Annotated in this window: 20 protein-coding genes; 5 read left to right on the top strand and 15 right to left on the bottom strand. The window is 41.5% G+C overall.

Going from position 1 to position 24,636, the window contains the following annotated elements:
• Positions 1–2 precede the first annotated feature (2 nt).
• Together KQP79_RS01685 and KQP79_RS01680 are read left to right on the top strand one after the other, a co-directional pair.
• Positions 3–1,010 carry an energy transducer TonB gene (locus KQP79_RS01685; RefSeq protein ID WP_022199373.1) on the top strand — a complete coding sequence of 336 codons (1,008 nt, stop codon included), beginning with the start codon at positions 3–5 and terminating at the stop codon, positions 1,008–1,010.
• 31 nt (positions 1,011–1,041) lie between these two features.
• Positions 1,042–3,921 (top strand): PD-(D/E)XK nuclease family protein, encoded by a 2,880-nt coding sequence (locus tag KQP79_RS01680; RefSeq protein ID WP_061448361.1) that lies wholly within the window; start codon positions 1,042–1,044, stop codon positions 3,919–3,921.
• A 96-nt stretch (positions 3,922–4,017) separates the two neighbouring features.
• Here the strand turns inward: KQP79_RS01680 and KQP79_RS01675 are convergent, their stop codons facing one another.
• Entirely contained in the window at positions 4,018–5,151 is a 1,134-nt protein-coding gene (locus KQP79_RS01675) for a hybrid sensor histidine kinase/response regulator (protein WP_004300451.1), read from the bottom strand.
• Positions 5,152–5,170: 19 nt separating this feature from the next.
• Positions 5,171–6,100: a UDP-glucuronic acid decarboxylase family protein gene (locus KQP79_RS01670; protein ID WP_004300450.1), complete on the bottom strand. Its 930-nt coding sequence runs from the start codon at positions 6,098–6,100 to the stop codon at positions 5,171–5,173.
• 200 nt (positions 6,101–6,300) lie between these two features.
• Between KQP79_RS01670 and KQP79_RS01665 the strand changes: the two genes are divergently transcribed.
• Both KQP79_RS01665 and KQP79_RS01660 read left to right on the top strand, forming a co-directional pair.
• Entirely contained in the window at positions 6,301–7,260 is a 960-nt protein-coding gene (locus tag KQP79_RS01665; RefSeq protein WP_032845048.1) for a hypothetical protein, read from the top strand.
• A 237-nt stretch (positions 7,261–7,497) separates the two neighbouring features.
• Entirely contained in the window at positions 7,498–8,457 is a 960-nt protein-coding gene (locus KQP79_RS01660; protein ID WP_004306253.1) for a hypothetical protein, read from the top strand.
• Between the two features lie 114 nt (positions 8,458–8,571).
• On the opposite strand, the gene KQP79_RS01655 is transcribed toward KQP79_RS01660, so the two are convergent.
• The 13 genes from KQP79_RS01655 to KQP79_RS01595 all read right to left on the bottom strand — a co-directional run bounded on the left by KQP79_RS01655 (position 8,572) and on the right by KQP79_RS01595 (position 23,733).
• On the bottom strand, positions 8,572–11,790 hold the full coding sequence (locus KQP79_RS01655) for a fimbrial protein (protein WP_061448360.1): 3,219 nt from the start codon (positions 11,788–11,790) through the stop codon (positions 8,572–8,574).
• 44 nt (positions 11,791–11,834) lie between these two features.
• Positions 11,835–13,442 carry a fimbrillin family protein gene (locus KQP79_RS01650; RefSeq protein WP_008775791.1) on the bottom strand — a complete coding sequence of 536 codons (1,608 nt, stop codon included), beginning with the start codon at positions 13,440–13,442 and terminating at the stop codon, positions 11,835–11,837.
• A 41-nt stretch (positions 13,443–13,483) separates the two neighbouring features.
• A complete protein-coding gene (locus tag KQP79_RS01645; protein WP_008775792.1) occupies positions 13,484–14,596 on the bottom strand; it encodes a hypothetical protein in 1,113 nt (370 codons plus the stop codon).
• A gap of 2 nt (positions 14,597–14,598) precedes the next feature.
• Entirely contained in the window at positions 14,599–15,597 is a 999-nt protein-coding gene (locus KQP79_RS01640) for a FimB/Mfa2 family fimbrial subunit (RefSeq protein WP_008640566.1), read from the bottom strand.
• A 274-nt stretch (positions 15,598–15,871) separates the two neighbouring features.
• Positions 15,872–17,584 carry an Mfa1 family fimbria major subunit gene (locus tag KQP79_RS01635; RefSeq protein ID WP_032849480.1) on the bottom strand — a complete coding sequence of 571 codons (1,713 nt, stop codon included), beginning with the start codon at positions 17,582–17,584 and terminating at the stop codon, positions 15,872–15,874.
• Between the two features lie 57 nt (positions 17,585–17,641).
• Entirely contained in the window at positions 17,642–19,153 is a 1,512-nt protein-coding gene (locus KQP79_RS01630; protein ID WP_008640570.1) for a DUF3868 domain-containing protein, read from the bottom strand.
• An 8-nt stretch (positions 19,154–19,161) separates the two neighbouring features.
• Positions 19,162–19,734, bottom strand: a complete 573-nt coding sequence (locus KQP79_RS01625) for a DUF3575 domain-containing protein (RefSeq protein WP_004300438.1) — start codon at positions 19,732–19,734, stop codon at positions 19,162–19,164.
• A gap of 21 nt (positions 19,735–19,755) precedes the next feature.
• Positions 19,756–20,121, bottom strand: a complete 366-nt coding sequence (locus KQP79_RS01620; RefSeq protein WP_004308193.1) for a hypothetical protein — start codon at positions 20,119–20,121, stop codon at positions 19,756–19,758.
• A gap of 78 nt (positions 20,122–20,199) precedes the next feature.
• Positions 20,200–20,475 (bottom strand): hypothetical protein, encoded by a 276-nt coding sequence (locus KQP79_RS01615; protein ID WP_229065730.1) that lies wholly within the window; start codon positions 20,473–20,475, stop codon positions 20,200–20,202.
• 483 nt (positions 20,476–20,958) lie between these two features.
• Positions 20,959–21,501, bottom strand: coding sequence for an IbrB-like domain-containing protein (locus tag KQP79_RS01610; protein ID WP_004300435.1), 543 nt, complete (start codon positions 21,499–21,501; stop codon positions 20,959–20,961).
• The gene (locus KQP79_RS01605) at positions 21,498–22,802 is read right to left on the bottom strand and encodes a DUF3440 domain-containing protein (RefSeq protein WP_004306263.1); all 1,305 of its coding nucleotides are present in this window, start codon (positions 22,800–22,802) and stop codon (positions 21,498–21,500) included. Before KQP79_RS01605 ends, KQP79_RS01610 begins: the two co-directional genes overlap by 4 nt.
• Before the next feature lie 3 nt (positions 22,803–22,805).
• Positions 22,806–23,213: a hypothetical protein gene (locus KQP79_RS01600; protein WP_008647328.1), complete on the bottom strand. Its 408-nt coding sequence runs from the start codon at positions 23,211–23,213 to the stop codon at positions 22,806–22,808.
• Positions 23,214–23,325: 112 nt separating this feature from the next.
• Positions 23,326–23,733, bottom strand: coding sequence for a hypothetical protein (locus KQP79_RS01595; RefSeq protein ID WP_004300432.1), 408 nt, complete (start codon positions 23,731–23,733; stop codon positions 23,326–23,328).
• 379 nt (positions 23,734–24,112) lie between these two features.
• On the opposite strand from KQP79_RS01595, the gene KQP79_RS01590 reads away from it, so the two are divergent.
• Positions 24,113–24,409 (top strand): DnaB-like helicase C-terminal domain-containing protein, encoded by a 297-nt coding sequence (locus tag KQP79_RS01590; RefSeq protein WP_225483439.1) that lies wholly within the window; start codon positions 24,113–24,115, stop codon positions 24,407–24,409.
• Positions 24,410–24,636: the final 227 nt, after the last annotated feature.

The following is a 24,636-nucleotide window of genomic DNA, read 5'->3' as shown; positions in this document are numbered from 1 at the left end:
CCATGGCAAGAGGAAAACAAACCTGTAAAATCTTAAAAGAGATTCGTCGGCAGATAGCCGAAGCGAATGATATTGAATTCATTACCTCTGAATGTCAGTATCAGGGAGATTGTTTGGGTACTTGCCCCAAATGCGAAGCTGAAGTTCGATATTTGGAGCAACAGCTTGAACGAAAACGCCGTGTAGGTAAGGCCATCACTCTGTTTGGACTATCAACTGGTATACTTACAATAATACCTCCTACTTCATTGGACGCAGAAACACTGCAATGCCCTAAAATGAATTGGACCATTACTGCTGACAGCCTGATACAAGAAAAAGACATGAAAGGGGAAGCCCCCTTTTATGGTCCGGAAAAGCTACCGGAATTTCCCGGAGGAACAGAAAAATTTATAGAATTTCTGAAAGAAAATCTTCGTTATTCAGAAATAGATAGTATTGCTAATAATACATACACTGATGTAAAATTCACTATAGATTATGACGGACAAGTTATCAACCCTAAGATTACCCGCAAGATACACCCCAAAGTTGAAGCTGAAATATTAAGGGTCATGTCTCTCATTCCTCGTTGGACACCCGGCATATTGGCAAATGAGACAGTACAAGTGACATACAATCTGATGCTTTCATTCAGTGCGATGTATGGCCCGGAATTGAGAATCACTTATACTCGTATAAACTATCCTGACGTTTATGAGGAAGTAGCTGTTATGCCCGAATTTCCTGGAGGACAGAAAGCTCTCATGGTATTTCTTGCAAAAAAGATTCAACACCCTAATGCAGGATTAGGAGGTAATGGTGTACAGGGGCGTACTATTATTCAGTTCATCGTTGATAAGGAAGGAAATATAGTCAAACCAAAAGTTGTACGCGGCGTAGATCCTTATCTAGACAAAGAAGCTTTACGTGTCATTAATCAAATGCCTAAATGGAAACCGGGAGAATTGGAAGATGGTACTAAAGTTGCCGTTTATTTCACCGTTCCTGTTATGTTCCGATTACAATAAATACAAGAATCAGAAAAATAGTTTAATCAATATGCAATCATTTCTCCAACTAGTCGCTCATGATTTATATACCAAGATAGGAAACGACCTGTCACGTACGGTACTCGTTTTCCCTAATAAACGTGCTAACTTGTTCTTCAATGAATATTTAGCAGGAGAATCCGATAAACCGATCTGGTCACCAGCTGCCATGAGTATCAGCGACCTGTTTCAGAAACTATCCGTACAGAAAGGCGGCGATCCTATTCGATTGGTCTGCGAACTTTATAAAGTGTTCAAAGAGGAAACACGGAGTCAGGAAACATTGGACGATTTCTACTTCTGGGGCGAATTGTTGATTAGTGATTTTGATGATGTAGATAAGAATATGGTCGATGCCGACAAATTATTCAGCAATCTACAAGATTTGAAAAATCTGATGGATGACTATGAATTCCTTGACAAAGAGCAGGAAGAAGCCATACAACAGTTTTTTCAGAATTTCTCCATTGAAAAACGGACCGAACTAAAAGAAAAATTTATTTCCCTTTGGGACAAGCTAGGTACTATCTACCATCGTTACCGTGCGAACCTGACAGAGTTAGGCATTGCTTACGAAGGCATGCTCTACCGGAACGTGATCGAACAACTCGATACCGACCAACTCAAATACGACAAATACATATTTGTCGGGTTCAATGTTTTGAACAAAGTAGAAAGTGACTTTTTCAGAAAACTGAAAGATGCGGGCAAGGCACTCTTCTATTGGGACTATGATATCTTCTACACCCAACAAATCAAAAAACATGAGGCCGGAGAATTCCTGAAACGTAATCTCGAGGAATTTCCGAACGAACTCCCGGAAAGCTTTTTCAACACCTTTAAAGAATCGAAGAAAATACGTTATATTTCCGCTTCTACCGAGAATGCCCAAGCACGTTTCCTTCCCGGATGGATTAAGGCGATAACAAACGATCATTCACAAATTACCGTAGAAAAGGAAAAAGAAAATGCTGTAGTGCTTTGTAATGAAGCTCTGTTGCTTCCCGTACTTCATTCCATTCCGCAGGAAGTGAAGAATGTCAATATCACCATGGGATTCCCATTGGCTCAAACTCCTGTTTATAGCTTTATCAATGCCGTAATGGAACTGCAAACCAATGGTTACCGCTCCGATACCGACCGATTCACTTACGAGGCAGTATCCGCCATATTGAAGCATCCCTATACCCAACAATTATCATCCCATGCCGGTCCCCTGGAACGTGAACTGACCCAAACAAACCGTTTTTATCCACTTCCGTCAGAACTTAAACAGGATGATTTTCTAACTACCCTCTTCACTCCCCGTAATGGTATAAAAGAACTATGCGATTATCTGATCGAATTAATCAAAAACATTTCAACCATTTATCGGAAAGAAGGAGAATACAATGATATCTTCAATCAACTATATAGAGAATCGCTCTTTCAAAGCCATACCAAAATCAACCGTCTCTACAGTTTGATTGAAAGCGGAGAACTAAATATACGCACCGATACTCTGAAACGACTGATTACCAAAGTACTGACATCTTCTAACATTCCTTTCCACGGAGAACCTGCTATCGGAATGCAAGTCATGGGAGTATTGGAAACACGTAATCTGGACTTCCGGAATCTCATTATATTGTCTCTCAACGAAGGACAACTTCCAAAATCCGGAGGAGATTCCTCTTTTATTCCCTATAATCTCCGGAAAGCATTTGGCATGACCACTATCGAACACAAAAATGCAGTGTATGCCTACTACTTTTATCGACTGATACAACGGGCAGAGAATATCACGCTACTCTACAATACTTCTTCGGACGGTCTCAACCGTGGAGAAGAATCCCGCTTCATGCTGCAATTACTTGTAGAAGGTCCACATGATATCACTCGCGAGTATCTGGAAGCCGGACAATCTCCGCAAAGTACCCAAGAGATACGAGTAGAAAAAACACCTGAAGTACTAAGACGAATCTATCGTGCTTACGATAGCACTCATCCAAATTCACTGGTTCTCTCTCCTTCCGCCCTTAATGCTTATCTGGATTGCCGGTTGAGATTCTACTACCGCTATGTAGCGGGCTTGAAAACACCGGACGAAGTGAGTGCTGAAATTGATTCCGCTCTATTCGGAACCATTTTCCACCTCTCCGCCCAATTAGCATACACCGACCTGACTGCAACCGGAAAAACGATACAGAAAGAAGATCTTGAACGCTTATTACGCAATGACGTGAAGCTACAAAGCTACGTTGACCAAGCCTTCAAAAAAGAATTATTCAAAGTTTCTCCCGAAGAAAAACCGGAATATAACGGCATACAACTTATCAACTCCAAAGTAATTGTTTCCTATCTGAAACAATTGCTGCGTAACGACCTTCAATATACTCCTTTCGAAATGGTCGCTATGGAAAAGAAAGTTTCAGAAGAGATTACTATACAAACAGGACAAGGACCGTTCACTCTCCGTCTGGGTGGCACAATCGACCGTATGGATGCAAAAGAAAGTACCCTGCGGATTGTTGACTACAAAACAGGAGGAAGCCCTAAAATACCTGCTAATATCGAGCAACTGTTCACCCCATCGGAAACACGCCCGAACTATATCTTCCAGACTTTTCTGTATGCTGCTATCATGAGCCGGCAACAATCGTTAATGGTAGCTCCTGCTCTGCTCTACATCCACCGGGCAGCATCGGAAAACTATTCGCCTGTTATTGAAATGGGAGAACCTCGTAAACCGAAAATACCGGTAAACAACTTCGCTTTCTTTGAAGATGAATTCCGTGAACGCCTGCAAACATTATTAGAAGAAATATTCAGCGAAGAAGAGCCTTTTACGCAGACAGAAGATACTAAAAAATGTTCGTATTGCGATTTTAAGGCTATCTGCAAACGATAAACCGAAAATAGAATATACCAATTAAATAAGGGCACGATTTACATATTCATGCAAACCGTGCCCTTATTATTTCTAGTCGTATTATCTATAGTTATCTTATTTCTCCAACAATGGAATTGAGAAACTAAATGTAGACCCGTCTCCCTTCTTTGAAGTAAACCAAAGTTTACCGCCATTTTTGACAACAAAGTCCTGACACAATAACAATCCGAGTCCCGAACCTTCTTCATTGTTTGTACCAAAGGTACTGAAATGAGTATCGGTATGCAGCAACTTCTTCTGATTTTCGTCATCAATACCGCAACCACTGTCTTTCACACTTACGATTGCCATACCGTCTTCTTCTGCCAGTGACACCACTACTTCCGAACCTTCATTGCTAAACTTAATCGCATTACTGATTAAATTACGAATCACCGTCTTAATCATGTCAATATCAGCACGAACAGCCACATTCTCTACAGGCACATCTTGTACTATCTTAATATTTTTCAGACTGGCCACCATCGTAAAGATTTCACTTACGCCCTCTACGACTTCCACCATATTAATATCCTGATAAACCACTTTCAGTTTACCAATCTGGCTCTTCGTCCATTTCAGCAGATTATCAAGCAATGAGAATACATCTTCTGTTGTCTGATTAGCCATTGTCAGCAATTCATACATCTCATCACCAATTGTTTCGCTTGGCAGATTCAGAATCAGCATATTCAGCACCATCTTGATAGATCCCATTGGTGAACGCAAGTCATGTGCAATCACAGAATAGAGTTTGTCGCGTCCCATGATCGTCTTACGCAACTCTTCCGTTTGTGCAACAATGATTCTTTTCGCTGCAACCAACGAAATCTGGTGCGTCACACGAATAATCAATTCTTCTTTATTGAATGGCTTTGAAATAAAGTCATTACCACCCACCTGAAATCCTTTTACGATATCCGCCGTACTATTTAGAGCAGTCAGGAAGATAATGGGAATTTCAGCCATTTCGGGGTCTGCTTTCATTTGTTGAGCTACCTCAAAGCCACTGATATCCGGCATCATTACATCCAGTAATACAAGATCCGGATTTTCCTTCTTCACTTGTTCCAACGCCTGTGTTCCATTACCGGCAGTCACAATTTTGAATTTCTCGTTGGTCAAAAGTACCTTTAATAAAAGGACGTTTGATATTACATCGTCCACAATAAGGACCTTATATTCAGAAGGATTAATTTCCATATTCATAATTTTCTTTTTTTATGCTTCAGACATTTTTAAAATATTCAATCATACGCTTCAGCCCCTCTTCAAGTTCAACAGTAGGCTGCCAGCCCAATTTCTCTTTAGCCAATGTAATATCCGGTTGGCGTTGCTTCGGATCATCATCCGGTAAAGACTTAAATACAATCTTCGAAGATGAACCGGTCATACTAATGATCCTTTCCGCCAATTCCAATACCGGAAATTCATTCGGATTCCCCAGGTTTATAGGACCTGTAAACTCGTCCTCCGTATTCATCATTCTTATCATTCCTTCAATCAAATCATCAATATACTGGAAGCTGCGTGTCTGCTTCCCATCACCATATATTGTTATATCTTCATTATTCAACGCTTGAAGAATAAAATTAGAAACAACCCGTCCGTCATTCGGCAACATTCGCGGACCATACGTATTAAAAATACGGATAATCTTCACACGCACATTATTCTGACGGTGATAATCCATAAATAATGTTTCTGCGCAACGCTTTCCCTCATCATAGCAAGACCGGTAACCTACCGGATTCACATTTCCCCAATAGCTTTCCGGTTGCGGATGAACGATTGGATCTCCATATACCTCACTCGTAGAAGCTTGCAGAATCTTGGCATCCAGTCTCATTGCCAATCCCAGCATATTAATGGCTCCCATCACAGATGTTTTGGCAGTTTGAATCGGGTCATGTTGATAATGAATGGGAGATGCCGGACAAGCCAAATTATAAATTTCATCTACTTCAGCCGAATAAGGATAAGTGACATCATGCCTCACCACCTCAAAATGATGATTATCCATCAAGTGAATGATATTATCTTTCGAACCCGTAAAAAAATTATCCAGGCATATCACGTCGTGACCTTCGTTTATAAGCCGAGTACAGAGATGAGAGCCTATAAAACCGGCTCCGCCACTTACCAATATTCTTTTCATTCTAAATATTTCTATTGTTTACTAAAGAGACGCTGTCTCTTCGTTTTGTTTATGGTCACAAATGTAACCGATTTGCTTAAAATAAACAATTTTCGGAGAGGATATTTAAAAAAAAAGCAGATTTAAATAGTTTCAATTTCCGAAACAACTTGCCACTGACAAATGTTTATAATAGAAAAGTATTATTTATTAGAACTATTATGATGACAAATAATCCAAATGCAAACCTCATAGAAGCGATGAAGGAAAAGCTTCCGCTCAAAGGACAACTGGCAGATATGTTAATGGACACGCTATACATAGGAAAAGAGGCAGTATACAGAAGATTGCGCGGTGAAGTACCTTTCACCTTACAAGAGTCGGCTCTTATTTCAAGAAAACTGGGTATATCGCTAGACAAGATTATAGGACTAAGTTTCAAATCGAACGCCATGTTTAATATAAACATTGTAGATTATGACGACCCGTTCGAGAGTTACTACAATATCCTTGAAAAATATGTCTCGCTAATCAATACGATGCCGGATGACCCGAATTCTGTAATGGGAACTTCTGCCAACATTATTCCCCAGACTCTCTATCTGAAACATGAACTTCTGGCAAAATTCCGTTTATTCAAATGGATGTACCAGAATAAATATATTGATTGCAAGAGTTTCGAAGAATTGGATATTCCACCGAAACTGGTCAATATCCAGAAAGACTATGTAGCAATGACACGTCATATCCACTCCATAGACTATATATGGGATAATATGATTTTCCAACACCTTATCAACGATATCCAATACTTCGCCAGCATCCATCTCATTTCCGACGAAACAAAAGAAGAAATCAAAAATGAATTATTCTTATTGGCGGACGAACTGGAAGAACTGGCTATCAATGGCAAGACAGCCGATGGCAATCGTGTACGCATCTATGTGTCGAATATCAACTTCGAGGCAACATATAGCTATGTAGACACCAATAACCTGCAAATGAGCCTCATACGTATTTATTCCATCAACTCCATTACCACGATGGACAACGAAATTTTCTGTACCTTGAAAGAATGGATTCAACCTCTGAAAAAGTTCTCCACTTTGATATCCGAAAGCGGTGAAATGCAGCGTATTCAATTCTTCAAGCAACAGCGAGAAATTATTGACGCTCTTTAATTTTATTTTCGCAGATTAGAACTTCAAAAAAAAAATCAGTTCCAATAAATGAAAGTAGATAAGATTCTTATCTACTTTTTTTCATTCCCTGTCCTCACCGCTTCCGTTTGATTCCCAATCAGAAAAAGACACATACATTCATCTCTGTTTTTCCACACAAATCTTTCAAACACAAGACGTAATTTTGCATAGAATGTATCACAAAGATTATTAACATTAAAATTAAAGGAACAAACAATGAAAAATGGTATTCTAAACGAATTAATATCTACAATGAAGGAGCGAATTCCTCAAGATATGAATCTGGCCAATACTTTGGCTGACATTTTATGCATGGGAAAGGAAGCTGTCTATCGCAGATTGAGAGGTGAGGTGTCTTTTACAATAGACGAAGTAGCGCTGCTTTCTCAAAAACTCGGTATTTCTATTGACCAGATTGTCGGTAGCCATGTATCTAATAAAGTTACTTTCGACCTGAACTTACTTCATGCCACTAGTGCGCTGGAAAGTTATTACGAAATAATCAACCGTTATCTGCAAATTTTCGACTATGTGAAAACAGATAATACGACGGAGGTGTATACTGCATCCAATTCCCTTCCCTTTACACTTTATTCTTCCTATGAGAATTTGTCTAAATTCCGTCTTTGCCGATGGATGTATCAGAATGGAGATATAAAGACGCCACATTCTTTGGAAGACATGTCTGTGGATGAACGGATCGTCAATGTGCATAAGAAGTTGAGTGAAAGTATAAGACAGTGTCCAAAAACGTTTTTCATCTGGGACACAAATATCTTTTATTCTTTTGTGAAAGAGATCAAGTACTTTGCCAGCCTGAATCTGATAAACAAGGACGATGTCATGCATTTGAAAGAAGAACTTCTTCAGTTACTTGGCGTGGTAGAACATCTGTCCATAAAGGGAGAGTTCAGCGAAAACAAGAAAGTGTCTTTCTATCTGTCCAATATCAGTTTCGAAGCCACTTACAGCTATATCGAGAAACATGATTACCAAGTCAGTCTGCTGCGGGTATATTCTATCAACTCGATGGATTCGCAAAGCTCATATATCTGCCAGATGCAACGCAATTGGATTCAATCGTTGAAGCGCCACTCTATTCTGGTTTCGGAAAGTGGAGAAGCACAGCGTATTGCTTTCTTGCAAAAGCAGTTGGAAGTTATCAATACGTTGTAAACAAAGGGAAACACACTAAACATTGTGGATTCTAGGAATAAAAAGAAAAGGATTTAATAGACGAGCTGTATCAGAATGAAGACAAACAACATTCTGATACAGTTCTTTTAGCTTTTATTCTATTGTGCGCACACAACGATACCAAGCCCAAGTTGTGGACTCTACCGTAGCCCATGCGCCGAATTCACCATTATTATGTCCGACCAGCCAATAGTTGCTATCGCGTGAAGTCAATGTCCAGTGCACAGTACTAATCTTCTCGAATCCGTTCCCTGTCCAAGTAGTCGAGTCACCGAAACCTTGGTTTTCGATATTGGTTACAGCCCCTCCCATACTAAGTACTAAATACATCTCACGCTGAGTAGGTAGACGCCAGCCACTCCCTTTGCTTTCGCATGCCGCTTTTGCTTCCGCCCAAGTTTTACCATTACTACTGGAATTTTCAATCTGAAACTTAGGAGCAACCTTATTCATTGCGACACTTGTATCCGGAGTTTCACCTGAAGCAAATAACACCAAAGGATCTGTTCCTCCACTGGCATCGCGAGAGACAATAGTGACCCCCGAGGATTCTACCATCAAATAAGGGTACTTCTTTCCGCTATTTGTATTATCCCTTACGCAACGAAAATAATTATTATTACTAACAGGTGCGGAATCCGGATAACCTGCCGACATTTCCATCCCAAAACGTGTTGTAGAGCCTTTAGCCTCATAGTATGATGAAGACCAGTAGTTACCTGTCCAGTTTTGATACCACCCATATATATTCTGACCGTCATGATAATTACTGTTAATCGCATTACCACCCAAAGCATTTTCATAGACAAATGACAGCAACAGTTCACTAGCAGTAGGCAGACGCCAACCATCGCCTATATTCCTACAGATATCCTCCGCATCGGCTACATTTTCCAATCGCCCCACACTTTGGTTAGTTCCGTTATAATATCTCCTATTATCAAACCGAAGCGAATAAAGATAGAAAAGAGGTTCCCCGGCAGTTGTGTAAGATTTGGTTTCGGACACCATCTGAAGGTCAATCGTACGATAAAACGGGAATTCTTCATCTGCCACGGTATGCATTACATTTCTGAACGTGATTCTTATCGTTCCGCTTTTTCCTTCTTTCCACTTGCCGGGGTGAAGCTTCAGCCTGAAATCGTATCCATGACCAACCACATCATTTCCCTTGCCGTCATCATAGCCTATGATAGACTCAAGATACATCTTGTCGTCCGCATTCTTTCTACCTATAATTACATCATTATCCGAATCGGTCCGAATCAGTCCGGTGCCATCATCGTTCGTTATATTCAATTCCTCAATATCCATAATTTCCCAATTGTTATTGACAAACAATTGCAAGTATTGTTCCGCACCCAGATTGACTTTATAAGTACGACTATTGACTGTAGTGGAAAGATATCGGAGTGAAAACTCCAGCTCCCCCTGATTGATGGGGAATTGTACTTGAGTAAGGTATCCTTCCTTATCGTACAGGTCGAACAACATAAAGTCCCAACGCCACCACCAGCCTGCACCATCTTCAACAGTACCATCGCCTGCTCTTCGCGGATTAGGCTGTATAGTAAACGCCTGCACCCTTTCACTGAACGGTATCGCATTCGTCCTGTCTAATTGCGGAATCAAACCGCCGGCATTATATTGGACCATATTGACACCACCAGTGCCATAAAGCTTACCTTCTATCCTATCCACGGAAAACATGACATACACCGTCTGCGGTTCAAGAGGGAGTTCGTCGCCATCAGGATTTCGAATTGGAAAAAAAAGACCTCTCTCCAACACATTTCCGTATGCATCGACAAATTTGATAATTCCCGGATCTATTGTATACTGTGTCACTTCAATATTGTGAGTCAGGCGACCTGCCGTCAACGTAACAGTAGCCTTACGCCCAACGCCAATATTTTCATTATTAAAATATGGAATCTTCAATTTGAGTTGGGTATCATCGTTCGCAACGCCCGATGCCGCATCAGCTCCACCTTCAAATTTGAGCCAGTCGTTCCCTGCAGTAATGGTGGCCTTCCAGCCTCCGGGACTGTCAGTAAAAACGTCTATGGCATAACTATTATTCTGGTATTGAGTAACAGCGAGCTCCGATTCACCCACTCCAAGCATATATTGCCCATTGTAGACCACATCTTTGACCTTATCACGATCATAGTGTATCAGCCAGAATTTCAAGTTGGACATGACTGTATATGATGCCAGCGCCTCGCTAAAACTTTTATAACCGGTTCCCAATGCTTGGGTAATGGTAATGATGTATTTATGGTTTCGCTTCAAAGGCAAATATTCCACTTGTTCTCCTGTATTTCCGTTTTTGGTAAAATCCACCCGGTAAAATGTCGATTCACCCGTACCGATCCTTCCTTTCACAATCAGGCAAGTAGCATCCTTACGGCTCGCTTCTCCGTCTGCTCCCGCACCACCGGCATCCTCTGCCGCCAGGGATTCAAATGTATAAATCTCCCCATCGTAGGGTGTGTTACCATTTACGGAATAAAGGATTGCATCCCCTTCTTCCGTCATTTTACCACTACCCGCGGGGAGAACCGGAGTATCCGGAACCGGGTCAGTAACCTGCCCGTTCGTGTTCCATGCCGGAGCAATATATCCGGTGGTATTGTAATTGGCCAGGTAAACCTCTTCGACCGTGAAATTCGAAGTGGCACTGTTATTACGGATATCAATACGCGCCAGCATACGTTTCATATTTATGCCGGTTATCGGATCCATCGAAGGAGTGATTTTGCTTATTACCTTCTCCCCGTACATCGGAATCCGCGTATACCCACCAGTTGTCGAGCCATCTGCCAACCATTTGCCGGTCTGGGTGTGGAGCATCTTTTCCATTGCCTCAACCTTGGTGGTCGCTCCCTTCGTGAAGCCCGACACAATATTATCAAGTTCCTTATTTGCCACAACCACGATGCAGGTAGATGCGGTAGTGGGAGAAAGCACAGCAGAGAAACTCACAGTGGAATTGTCAGCCAAGTCCTGAGTGACTCCTGTAGCGCTGACCCATTCCAGAAATACTGCCGGCGTTTTTGACATATCAAAAACAAGAATATCCACCGTTTCTATTTCGTCTTCTTTCTTTGCTGTTCCCGTTCCGGTCATCGTACGCGAAGATACGGACGGGAGGTTTACATCGGGAACCGTTAATGTAAAACGAATGCCATTTCCTGCCGGAGAAGGCGTCGACTCAAATTCTTCCTGTACGCATCCGGTAAGCCATACCGTCATCAACAGAACAGACAAAAGATAGCACTTTCTTTTTATTGAAACCTTATATTGCATATTTCTATTTCCTTTCCTTAAACTTTGATATTGCATATTCGTCATTATGGTGCGGTCAATGTCACCGTTATTGGCAGATTATCACCATTCGTATTGGTTAGTATGAGTCTAGCCGTATCACCGGACACAGCATCGGCTCTAAAGTAGAAGTAAACCGCATCACCACTCACGCCACTTGTTTCGAGCATTGTCTCACTGTTAAGCAGAATTTTATCCGGATCTTGTATCTGGGTTATCTTCCACTCCCATATTCCCGGATTGCCCGAAGTAAAGACAATCTTGCGACGTCGCATATTTCCGGTTCCATTATCGTTGCTGTCCAACTCTACGTTCGAGGTCAGCCACTCTCCGTCTTCTCTCCACTGACTCAACAGTACATGGTGCCGCAAATTACCGGCATTGATATAAAAGCCTGTTTCCCGCTTAGTTCCGGTTCCTGAATTAAATTTGGGCATCACAACCTGGATATTATACGTATACACTCCTTCCGAAAGGGATATCTGAGTCATATTAACTGTCGGCCACGTATCCATGGTACTTTTGTTTAATGACGCCCCCGGCAGAAATCCTGTATCCGGATTAGCATCATAATTCGTTTTCACTTCTATATTGACAGTGACCCCATCACCAGCCGTCTGTACCTTGGTCTGCGATAATTTGAGATAATACTGTTTATCGAAAATTACATTCACCTGGCTTTCCGTCCATTCAAGCGGGGTAGCTGAAAGCTGATAGGTTTCGTTGGATATCGTAAGATTGTAGTTGATGTACTCGCCCGATTCCCAAGAATGCGGATTCTTGGCGAGAATATCACTGAACAGGAATTCCCGATCGCCAAAGTTGGTGGTAACAACGATTTTGGCGGTTGCGGAGAAAGCGTCAGTCGGCAACATGAGGAATGTATCACCTATCAAGGTGGCATCTTCAGTAACTGTTTTGTTACCGGTGGGAGTAGAAGCGACCTTCCCGGTGGCGACATCGCTCCAGACAAACTTCGGTTTGCCGTTTTTCGTCGTGGTGGTCGGAATTTCAGTCATCGCAAGGTTACCGCTTTTTCCCACATTCTGGAATTCTATTTTCTCGATAGTCACCTCATTCGGTACAGGAGCTACTTTCTTGAATGTAAAGGTAACCTTGGTCAATGTGTGGTAGAAGTGTATATTCACACCTTCAACCCATATAGGGCCCGATATAGCCGCCAATACATCGACATGATTGGCGGCGGATTCATTCGCTGTATAATTCAGCACCATTTCTCCGGGATCAGTGAAACTCGCAGTAGGCGCATTCGCATCACTGTACGGATACCAGGAGAAGAACTTCATGCTCGCATTCAACAATCCGGGCCAATATTGCAACGGCGAGATGGTGGCTGTCAGGTCGGCGTTAACCGTAGCACTTGCATTGAAGTATGGTTGGGGAACAGAAGCATTGGGAGTCAGTGAACCGTAAAGACCGAAAGTCTCTTCTTTCAGATCGGTATTCGAAGAGATTACCGTACCACGAGTGTAGACATAGCCGCCTTCTCCAATACGTTGCACAACAATTAATTCCTTATCACACGTCATCTCTTCTCTGACACACGAAAAGAGGACAGCCGAAAGGACAGCCATTGCCATAATCATCCTAATATTATTTATAGTCTTTATCATCTTACTTCTTTTCCGAAATTAAAAACAATCAGCGAAAGATATTACAAGTCCATATCCAAATCAATGTCTTGTCTTTCACCCCAATCTTCTACGCTTATCGTCAGTATCTGAATACCTATTTTTCCTACGCGTGCCGTTACCTGATACACGTTGTTCCGACGGATCTCCGTAAAAGGTTGCGCTGTCGGACTACCTGTGCCGTCAACCTTTGTTACGCTTTCAATTACTTTCCCGGTTATTCCGGTGACGTCCGAAGGCCCTTTCGGAACATTAGTCATACTGATAGACAGTCGGTCGGAATAATCCGACTTGAATAGGCGTTCGGCTGTGTAGAACGAGCAAAGCAACTTCCGGTTTTCAGCTCCGGGAGCCGATGAATATGCCCAAGTTTCTGTAGTCGCAGCCGTCCAGCTATGCGTTAATAAATTGCTTTCCGACACGTCTTCCTTCACCTTTCCGTAGTTTTTTGAAGAGTCGGCGTTATCACGCGTGCCGTTGCCCACATTTCCCATCACGAAATAGCTATCATGGGAAAAATTATGCAAGGTGACACTGGTGCTTCCGGCAGTATATCCGGTCACTGCCCCGCCGTCTATAGCTTCGATAAAGACATCTACCCGGGCTACGGCACGTTCGATCACCATTTGCACTGTTTTGGTTTCATCGGGTGCTATGGATATATCCCGGATCACTCCTGTCATAGGCATTCCGGTCGCCGAAATAATCTGCCCGTCATTATTCAGTATGCTGGAGATGTCGTAAATCATCTCTTGTAATGTCAAAAGATTAGCTATACCGTCAAGTTGGCTTGTGAGACTCTGCGGTTCGTTGGCAATAACTACGACCAGAATATCATTGCTGGAAGTCACTTCGAGAAGTTGCGCATCTATATCAGTAGCTGTCTCCGGAGTGCTCAACAGGATGTGTTCATTCACATCCAGCCTCACGCCACCGGGCGTACTGCCGAATACGATAAACCGCATGGAGTTTATCTTCTCCTGTTGTTCCACATCCCCATTGTTCACCAAGTCGATGCTAAGTTGCGCCCTGGTAGTATGGGCAGGCAACTCATAAGCCACATCAGCTTCTCTACTACATGAGAACAAAAGGATGGTGGATGCCAGATAAATGATATGTAATAGCTTTTTTCTCATTCTTAAACTTCCATCCCGTGGAGCCAATGAATCCAGGTCCCCACGACAATACCAATTTGAAGGAATCCTCCTCCGGGTTTTTCAACAACTGTAAATATCAGGTTCCATTCACTCTGCCTGTCAAGATACTCCTGAAAGGGAAGTTCCGTTCCGTCGTAACGGGAAACCGGCCGGGCAATGCTCAATAGTGTCATCAGATTGTAGCTCCAGACTTCGGCTTCGGTATTCGCATCCCTTATAATAAATTTATAATCCCATCCGCTCCTGTTGAGCAAACGCATCGTATTCAGGCGTGCAGACATAACCACATCGGATATTTCACCCGGACCTGTATAGTAAGGCACATAAGTAACCGGCCCTTGTCCTGTGGGTTCGTTTTCCCAGGAATAAACCGCATTTTCCGGTGCCTGAATTTCAAATGTATATTGTGTGCCATCCACTTTATTTTCCTCATATCCCATTAACGCGAGATTAAACCGATTGGTGTCACGTATCAGGTTCACCGGATAAATTTTATGGTTGGTATTGGATGGCAGGTGGTCCACTTCCACAACTTCTCCGAAGTAAAGATGCTGAAATTCGAAATTAACAACACCCATCTCCCGCTTCAGGGATACAATGACTTGTTGGAGGGTGGTTGTTCCTGGCACCAGTTTATTACCTGCATTGTCCGAAAGCCGGAATCTGTCAGACAGACTTCCGACGGTCAGTACTTTATAACTTCCGAAATCGAGCTCGTCGGTCAACGACATCCGGTTTCCACCAACCAACGCAGCAACCTTGGCACTTTTGGTGAAAAGCAATTTATCATCGCTATCGAACACAAGTACATCCACCGATTTAACCTGCGGATTAAATGCATCCGCATATTCCATATTGTAGTCGAATACAAATTCCAACCAAAGCTCGCACCGTGGCAGGTCTTCGCTTATACTGTCGCACGAAGCCATACATAGCATCGAAGCAACGATAAGGAACAGCGATTTAGTTTTTCCGAACATATCTTTTCTTTTAGGGGGCAACCCTATCGGTTTGCCATTTTATATTGTCAGAGACCTCTATTTTGTGACCTCCGGTTATTTCCTCTTTTTGGGGCGCGCTTTGCATTTCATTGCATCTCGGATGCGCCGGTATATTTCAGTGCTGTTTTTGGGAAGCCTGTCACCGGCTTGTTTTTACTTTTTTCGGCGGTCTGTTCCGTACGGAATATCTATTTTAAAAGTACAGGGCAGGCAGTCCGCACTGCCCTGTTTTCTTTGAAAGTAAAGAATTTATTTAGATTTCGAAATTTGTAGTCCAGTATATCCACGGAGCAACTTTAATCTCAAAATGGAGATAGGCACCTTTCTTATCGATATCTTCTTCTTCATCCGGATCTTCGGGACCACCACCAGGATACCACGGTGTACCGTTACCATTCACCTTTGTCAGCGTAAGCGTATAATAGTTATTACGTACTACACCGTATTTCCCATACTCCATGTAAGAGTTGGCTGCATTGTCATGACGAATCTCATAGTAGTAATAGTTGAGACTCTTTGGATACCAATAAATGCAACCTTCTTTTTTACACAGTTCACCACCATTCTGAATGTTGTTGTCGTCAAGAATAGCCTGCGTAAGAGATGCAAAATCACCCGGATCATTAGTGGTAAGTTCAGATTTTATCTGAGTATAGAACAGTTCGCATGCCGAAACTAAAAGTTTCTCCTGGGCGGTCATAGGGTCTGAGGCTGTTTCTTTAGCTTTGGCAGGCGTATAAGCAGCCAGCAAGTCGGCAAAACTCTTGAAGTTTACAGAGTTAGTTCCGTTAGGAAGACGATACCAGTCATTTCCTAAAGTAAATTCACCAGACTTCCAAGGTGCATACTGTCCCTTAAGTACCAGACGCGTAGCCGCACCGAACTTCTGATATCCTGCGACCATCGTATTCTCGATACAGTATTTGTAATTATCACCTACAGTCGCACTTTCAGCAACCCATTCCACCTTAGGTTCGCGAGTTGCAGCATCGAGTGTATTCTTAATAATGCCTGTAAGATATTCGGTTCCACCCGCAGTCGTAAAGTTCGGGTCGACTGTATAGAAGTTACTTTTGTAAAATCCGGTAGTATGAGACGATGCTGTGGTAGTCTCCTTTGCAAAAGGAAAGAACAGGGAGTTGTAGTAATCTATAGTCCAATTTCCAAAATCAAACTGTCCTAGACTTGCATTTGTTCCATCTTCAAAAGGTCCAACTGCTAATGGACTGCCAATCATAACCTCCAATTTTGCAGCAAGGCGTTCTATCTCAAGAGTGGCCGGATTACTTTTCGCCGCATTCTGAGCTTGCGCTTCCGATTTATAGTCGCTGACCAAAACAATCTTGTCCGATACATCAAGCAGACATTCATCCTCCCATGCATGATTGGATGGATCTGAATCGGAATCATCGTAGAATCCGACATTAATCATTGCACAACCATTGGAGTGTACAACCTCCTCTACCAGATAAGCATTGTTGGGCTTAGTATTGTTTTCAGGAACTGTAATCATTCCATTGATGGTAGCATAGGTTGCACCCGCTGAAAGATTATCCAAGCGATCCTTTAATTGGTAACCTGGATTGGCAATAACAAGCAAATACTTTGTATTCGGATCCACTTTAACCGGAGTATTCGGAGTCGTAACTCCACTATTTGTTCCGAAAGAACTTGATCCCAATACCGTGGCATACTTAGTTGCCTTTTCATCCTTAGTCACCACCTTACTCGCATTGAACGTAATCAAATAGAGCTCATTAATCGCACTTTCCTCCTCTAAAGCCGTCTGTTCACCAGAAGCACGTGAACCAGGCATTTTGGGATTAGTCAGACTAATTGATACGTAAGCTACATCATAACCTGCTCCCCCTTCAACCTCCGGATTTTCCTCCAGATTCTCATTTGAACAACTTGCCAGTGCCGCAACAGCCAGCAATGAAACTAAAATTGATTTAATCTTTAGCATAATACAAAAAAATATTAGAATTAATACTTATATAATTTCCCACTTAATCAGTAAGTTTTACTTACCATTCTTTTTCATTTTAGCAGCATTAGCCTTCTTCCTGACTAATTCTTCCAGATTGCCCCTAGCTGCATCCAGACCTGACTGCTCTGCAAACTTCAAATACTTCTTCGATGATTCATAATCTCCCTTCATTAACATTAATATTCCCATAGCATTATTATATTCCGGCAAATTCTTATTCGAATTCACCATGCCCAGATAACGTTCAGCCGAAACCAATTCATTGCGTGATAAAGCGGCAGTAGCAGCATTTATATTTGCAATCTCACTCTGCGGATACATCCGGACAGCCGTTTCGAACACATCAATAAATTCTTGCGAGCCTGTCGGATAGGTATTAGCTACCAGAAACATTTCATTCAAGCTCAAATTCTGCGGACGCGTCTTGATAATCTCTTTTGCTTCCTCCACACTAAAATCCCTCACTTCGTAATTCACTTTGCAGATAGCCACACGCAAACTTGGGAAAATATACTTCAACAAGTATCCGTAAGGCGTCCCTCCGTGAAGTTGCATCAGTTTTGTTTCTCTTCCTTTTTCAATAGGTATGTTCCTGATAATATCCAGCACTTCGTCTTTATATTCCAATTCGATTGTTTCAAGCGCCTTCTCCAGTCCGTCCCAGTTTTCACCTCCAAAGACAATGTAGTATTGGTTTCTCGGAAAATCGTATCTGTATGCCAGATAATCCCGGAGCGCCATGGCACGTCCTTCAGACAGACGTTTGTTCGCTGCCAATGTTCCTTCCGGAGACGCATAACCGATAATATCCAGACGGTTCACTTTCACATTCGGATCGGACTTCAGCTCATCGATCATCTTGCGGATTTTAGCCAGTTCCTGAGGGTTATTCATGTATTCGGGACGAATATTGACTTTATTCACCTCGAAATCCAGAAAACATTCTACTTGAATATCCCGTTGTTTGATTTCTTCCGCTTTCGGTTGCAGATAAGCAAACTGAGGAACCACTACATAAGGCGTCCATACACGTTCCAACGTCACTTTGCCAAATTCCTCGATGTTCATTAATGCCGTTTCACCGCAACCACATTCGTCACGCTGCATGTCCAGACGCGCATCCTTCATCCATGATTCGAACGGAACCAGATATTGATACCGAATCGTATCATTTCTTAGTTTTCCGGCTTTTTCCACTATATACGGCTTCTCATAGCTTCTCTTCTCCTTGGCGCTCATCAACGCAAGCCCACGCTCATACGCCAAATACTCGTCACGACCTTTAATAGAAACTTTCGGAAGATTCAGAGTGCGTCCGGAAGTCACCAGCCGCGGAATTAAATCCATTCCCCGGGCAGATTTCACTTTCACATTATTCAAAACAAAATCTATATCGACATGAATAAAATCACCTTTCTGTTCCAACCGCACCGGATTCACGGTAATGCCACCTTCGTAAGAGCGGGATTGAGCCATAGCTGTGTTTATATTCAGGCTGCAAACCACCAACATACACACAAGGAAACCTATATTTCTTATTATCATACTCCTTATTATTTAATTACATAAATAAGTGACACACTTGCTTTGGTAGGTCCGAAATAATTTTTGCTGCTTTCCTTCAATCTCGTACCACAGGTAGCGCAAGGATACTTGTCATATACAATGTGCGCATATCCCACTCCGACAGACGTTTCTATACTCCAGCGTTTTTTCAGAATCCACGAATATCCTACGGAAAAGCCACCGCCATAAAGATATCCCTGATAACGCGTATGCTGCATATTGTCACTGATAAAAGACCAGTCGGGCCACCCTCCTACATTGAAATCGGCATAATGTCCGTGCATTCCGATAAACATACGGCGAAAACTCTCACAAAACCAGTAACGAACTTCGGGTTGTATCCCCCAATGACGGAGGCGTTTGCCGTCGGAAAGTTTCCACGGATTATAATTGACCGGAATGTCCAGCGTCCATTTACGCACCAGTCCGATCTCCAACCCCAAATTCATGGTAGTGGTAGCGTCATACAGCAGATTGCTTTTCAACGCAACCTTCTGGGCATAACCCTCGGAAATAGCACATCCGAGCATGAATAATATGAGTATAGCAACTTTCTTCATTTATATCACATTTACTGTTATTTATTGCCCCAATTGAGTAACATCTATTTTTATGCGTTGCACATTACTGATGCCCGTTTTAACGGAAGACGCCATTGTTGTGAGATGTACGATTCCGTTTCTGGAATCCGCCTCTATATTGGGCAATACCTTAATATATATCTTACCGTCTTCAACGATAATGCGTTCTTCTCCTGTATGTTCCTCCGGCATTACGGAAGAATACAGACGGATCCAATTTTTAGCACTTTCATCCACTTCGCCCGTAAGGCAGAAATAATTGATTTCATATACCTCCGAATTTGAATTTTCAGTAGGCATGAGCTGAAGCGTACTTCCCGCAGCAGGAACAACTTTCCTTTGTCTAATATGAACTTCTTTTTCCAAATTTCCTGTTTTTAATGTTAGATACACATCATCCTGTCACCTGTTTCTCTTTGTCCTTCTTCATACTACATCAACCAGTCAGCCCCCATCTGTTACCGATGTTATTACCAGACCAAGTCCCTTGATGTGCAGACAGGTATTGTTCTGAATGCCGGACTCATACATAATATAATTCATGGAGATTGATTCTTGAGTGTCACTATAAGAGAGAGAGCCAAGCCAAGGATTGCTCAACGGCATAATCAACAACTTGGCATATATATCCGCACAAGTTGTCACTTTCGGTGTTAATTGAAAGAGAGTGCCGGTCACATTCGACCCCTGCACACACACCACAGATAATAAAAAAATCAAATATAAAAAACTGATTGTAAGTTTTGTTATTTCTCTCATTAATTCTCTAATATACTTTCCTCTACTTCTTATATATTTCTCTTTTTGCTTTTCTCTCAGGACAATATTTTTGTCCAAATCTCATATTGCAAATTTCGGAATATTAAAGGAGATACAAAATTGTATTCATTTCTGTTACAGAGAATCAATTTAGAATAAAGGGACTAATTATGTAGGTAGCGAACAACAAGGTTACGAAATTCACAACAAAAATATTCAATATCCTCATTTCTTTCGATATGCGAACATTTTAAAATTCCCAAGTTTCTTTCATAAAAACTTGGACAATAGAGGGAAGTTATAGTTTTCCGTGTCATTTAGACACAACTTAGGCACAAATTAGACAAAAGAACTAACTATTTTATACAACAAAATAAGCTAATAACTTGTATAATTTGTGCCTAAATGACAAAATACTCAATTTCTGTATATATAACTATCAGATTATAAGGTTTTACGCTCAGTTTCCGTAGGTGCCACCTCATCAGGAATACTGAATTCGCGATTAGCAAACAGATCAGCAAGTCCTGAAATTTGTTTCAGACGTAACAATTCATCACGATCCATACCAATATTTTTCATTATCCATTGATCGGACATACCTGCCTTATCAAGCTCCGCAACAATGTTGCACATCAATTCAATGTTATGCATTCCACGCGCACGGTTGTGCCGGATTGTTGAACTCATACGGTTAGACAAGTCTTTGTCTATCACCACAATCGGCAACAAACCGTTTTCACGCTTATAGATTCGTTGGGAAGTCTTCAATACCGTATAGCGATGGTAACCATCCACCAGGATATAACGGTCTTCATCTTTATTGTAGTAACATACACATGGCATCGTAAAGCCATCTTCCCAAATAGAAAGTTCCAGCAACTTCATTTCAGGCGGTGCAACGACATTCGGATTATAATCGTTCGCATATACTTTTTCTACGGGCACCGCTTTTACCTCGTAAACAGGGCTTTTATCTACACTCATGATACTATGATTCTATATTGTTCCATAATTTGACTTCTCTTACTCATCTCCTCCTTTGTAGGTGAGAATCCCATATATTTGCAGGCATGGTCATTCTTAAGAATACAAACGCACATTCGCTTATACGTGGGTATTTCTTTGAATTCCGGAATGTCGATATCATCCTGATATTCCATACGTACCGGTTTTTTCAACGTTTTGTAGTTACTGTTGTCCATAACGATAATTGGTACTTTCGCATCAATCAGCTTTTGGATGGTGGCATCACTCAGGCATCCGCCTTTTGTCCGCCAGAAATTCACGCTCACTGAAAGTTTCCGTAGATAATTCTTCCTCGCCCGCTCCGGCAGAGTAGACAACAAAAAATACATAAACTCGCGCCATGTATATCCTTCGGGAAGTTTCACCGATTGCCATCCCATTGCATGAGTACCACCATACATACCGGTAAAGTTCACACCGTTCACCCTTCCCACCATTTTACCCCAGGTATTAGGATCAAGCACCCGGTAAAGCTGCAAACTCTCTTGTGCCTCATTAATAAAGGGACTTGCTACACGCTGACGCTCCAGATTGACTCCGGCACGATAATAAAGATCGTATAAAACATTATAATCCCACTGGAATTTTCCATTGGCAGTCCATACATCCGTTGTTTTCCAGTCATAAATAGGGTAGGCATTATAAATATCGTTCCCTACTTTTGAAGTCCATTTATATTTATGATACATCTGGAATTTACGGCTCATATAGATACATCTCCACCGATTGAAACTTTCCTGTGTACGAATCCCGATCAGACAACAAGTGCGCACTGCATCATTTTTATTATGTATCCATTGCGCAAAACGCATCTGAAATTCATAATCCCACATGGTTGTATTATAAAAAGGAAAATCTTCTTTGGTCATTGCCTTTTTCGGCATGGAACGAACCCATATATTCTTTTTGCTGTCTTCCCACGGACGCCAAAAAGATTGATACATCGAGGTGCAGGTAGCCACACGGAAAGGGATGCATACCCGGTATACATCCAAAATATCCTTATTGGCCTCCAGCATCCGGTCTACATAGTCAATGGTCATTTTATACTGGATCTCATAATCCATGTGAAAAACTCCCAAACGTACCTTCAGGTTATTCTTCCGGATATAATCGATACACATATTCAGCAGTACCCCGCTGTCTTTACCTCCGGAGAATGACACATATATATTATCAAATTCATTAAATATAACTTTCAGTCGTTCTTGTGCTAATTCATATACATTCTTTGTGCCTGCTATTTTCTTTTTCGTCATAAGTTATCTATACATTTTTACATACCGTGTCCATTTCTTGTCCATCGATACAAATTCAAACTTTTCAAATGTTTCTTTATCTTGTACCAGTGTGACCGAATTGAGCAACCAACTCTCGGGCCTAAATTCCGCAACGATAGCGGGCAACAGATGTGACAGGATTTCCTCCCGTACGGTGCCTTCTGCCTTCACATAATAATTATTGATTACAGCTTTCTTCCGGCTTTTCTGTTCCACGGGGACGAAGCCCACCACTTCTTTATCTTCAATCGCAATGAACCACACATACTCTTCGCCCGTCTTGAAAGGGTAATTATTGTTTGCGCGTATCACTTCGGGATCCATCACCATCGGCGCTAAAAGCCGATATAAGTGTTTGTCTTTTCCTTTTAATCGTATTATCTGTATCATATCATTCAAAAATGGACACACAAAAATAAGGAAAAAATATCAAATTCGTCATTTCTGTTCCTAAAACATTTGTTTTTCACACTATTATCTCTATATTTCGATATTTTTGAAATCACCCATACGCCATTCCTCTTTCACGTTTAAAGTAAGTCAGTATAGTTGCAAAGCTTAAATATTCCCGTCCAGGAGTATGCAACCGACTTTTAAACTGATAGTAGGCAAAGATGACTTCGCATGCCAATTTATATTTGAAATGCAGCTTTAAACGGTGCTGCAAAAACTCAAACACCCGGCAGAGATATGCAAACACCTCCTCCACCCTAGCATTTGGAATCACTCGTGGAGCACGATTTACATCCGCTATATGCTCCATCTCATTAAGCACATATTCCAGTTGCTCAATTTCCTCACCGGTGTTTTGCATTGTACACTTCATTTGTTCTATTTTCTCTCCCTGATGGATGTACTGTTTTCGCTTTCGTTGTAAACGATCTTTTATTATTTCTATTCCTTTCAACATTATAAAATTTAGTTATATATAAATGGTTTGATATTACTGATTATTAATCGACAAAACTGCCATATAAAATCTAATTTCGAATGCAAATATAGAAAAGATTGTTTAAATAATTAGATTTTTATTTAAAAATATTCATACTTATTTTACATTTAAATTACCAGCATCAGAAAAACGTTTTTTTCATCCAATGAAACGAGTCATAATTTTGCGGCGTACTAAAATATTTTAAACAATGGATAATCAATCTTTTGACTGGCTGCTTCACGGTTGCCACGTACTATCCGAGATGGCAGTGGCTTATTTTCCCAACTATCAGGATAACTGATACAGACGATACGCTGGCAAATGCCCATACCCTCCTCGACCGATTGGAAAATGAATGTGGTACTGCCGAACATCTCTGTTCCACGTCACAACTCATAGAGGACACTATAAGTTGATAGAGGCCCGCATGGCCAGCAACAAGAACAGTGCTACAGGACTGACTACTGGATTTGCCGACCTTGACCGGGTGACATGCGGCTGGCAACCCGGTGAGGAGATCGTTATTGCCGCCCGTCCTGCGGTAGGTAAAACAGCATTTACACTGCATCTGGTACGTACTGCAGCTTCTGCCGGTTATCATATCGCTGTGTATATTTTCACATATACAATATTTTTCTTGATGAATAACTGACTATTACCATACATTACCGATGGCAGTATGGATTTAGAAGAACACACATTTGCAAGTCATCAAGAAAATCTTGAACCTGCAAGACAAGAAAGGAAGCGAAAATATGATTTGCATAAAATTTAAATAGTCTCTAACCAATAAGTCATCTTTATACAATGACGAGTTGTTTGACAAACTTCGTAGTTAGCAATACCGGAGCAACATTCACAATTACCTATGAATCAATT

The organism is Bacteroides sp. DH3716P (genome assembly GCF_025914115.1).
GTDB classification, from domain to species: Bacteria; Bacteroidota; Bacteroidia; order Bacteroidales; family Bacteroidaceae; genus Bacteroides; species Bacteroides ovatus.
This window is presented reverse-complemented; position numbering and strand designations above follow the sequence as displayed.

What these genes read in the sequence shown, in the direction of transcription:
- KQP79_RS01630 (WP_008640570.1), bottom strand. Translation starts at nt 19,153, where the DNA reads ATGATAATAAGAAATATAGGTTTCCTTGTGTGTATGTTGGTGGTTTGC.
- KQP79_RS01680 (WP_061448361.1), top strand. Translation starts at nt 1,042, where the DNA reads ATGCAATCATTTCTCCAACTAGTCGCTCATGATTTATATACCAAGATA.
- KQP79_RS01640 (WP_008640566.1), bottom strand. Translation starts at nt 15,597, where the DNA reads ATGTTCGGAAAAACTAAATCGCTGTTCCTTATCGTTGCTTCGATGCTA.
- KQP79_RS01605 (WP_004306263.1), bottom strand. Translation starts at nt 22,802, where the DNA reads ATGACGAAAAAGAAAATAGCAGGCACAAAGAATGTATATGAATTAGCA.
- KQP79_RS01670 (WP_004300450.1), bottom strand. Translation starts at nt 6,100, where the DNA reads ATGAAAAGAATATTGGTAAGTGGCGGAGCCGGTTTTATAGGCTCTCAT.
- KQP79_RS01650 (WP_008775791.1), bottom strand. Translation starts at nt 13,442, where the DNA reads ATGATAAAGACTATAAATAATATTAGGATGATTATGGCAATGGCTGTC.
- KQP79_RS01655 (WP_061448360.1), bottom strand. Translation starts at nt 11,790, where the DNA reads ATGCAATATAAGGTTTCAATAAAAAGAAAGTGCTATCTTTTGTCTGTT.
- KQP79_RS01600 (WP_008647328.1), bottom strand. Translation starts at nt 23,213, where the DNA reads ATGATACAGATAATACGATTAAAAGGAAAAGACAAACACTTATATCGG.
- KQP79_RS01610 (WP_004300435.1), bottom strand. Translation starts at nt 21,501, where the DNA reads ATGAGTGTAGATAAAAGCCCTGTTTACGAGGTAAAAGCGGTGCCCGTA.
- KQP79_RS01645 (WP_008775792.1), bottom strand. Translation starts at nt 14,596, where the DNA reads ATGAGAAAAAAGCTATTACATATCATTTATCTGGCATCCACCATCCTT.
- KQP79_RS01675 (WP_004300451.1), bottom strand. Translation starts at nt 5,151, where the DNA reads ATGAATATGGAAATTAATCCTTCTGAATATAAGGTCCTTATTGTGGAC.
- KQP79_RS01625 (WP_004300438.1), bottom strand. Translation starts at nt 19,734, where the DNA reads ATGAAGAAAGTTGCTATACTCATATTATTCATGCTCGGATGTGCTATT.
- KQP79_RS01665 (WP_032845048.1), top strand. Translation starts at nt 6,301, where the DNA reads ATGATGACAAATAATCCAAATGCAAACCTCATAGAAGCGATGAAGGAA.
- KQP79_RS01685 (WP_022199373.1), top strand. Translation starts at nt 3, where the DNA reads ATGGCAAGAGGAAAACAAACCTGTAAAATCTTAAAAGAGATTCGTCGG.
- KQP79_RS01635 (WP_032849480.1), bottom strand. Translation starts at nt 17,584, where the DNA reads ATGCTAAAGATTAAATCAATTTTAGTTTCATTGCTGGCTGTTGCGGCA.
- KQP79_RS01590 (WP_225483439.1), top strand. Translation starts at nt 24,113, where the DNA reads ATGTGGTACTGCCGAACATCTCTGTTCCACGTCACAACTCATAGAGGA.
- KQP79_RS01595 (WP_004300432.1), bottom strand. Translation starts at nt 23,733, where the DNA reads ATGTTGAAAGGAATAGAAATAATAAAAGATCGTTTACAACGAAAGCGA.
- KQP79_RS01660 (WP_004306253.1), top strand. Translation starts at nt 7,498, where the DNA reads ATGAAAAATGGTATTCTAAACGAATTAATATCTACAATGAAGGAGCGA.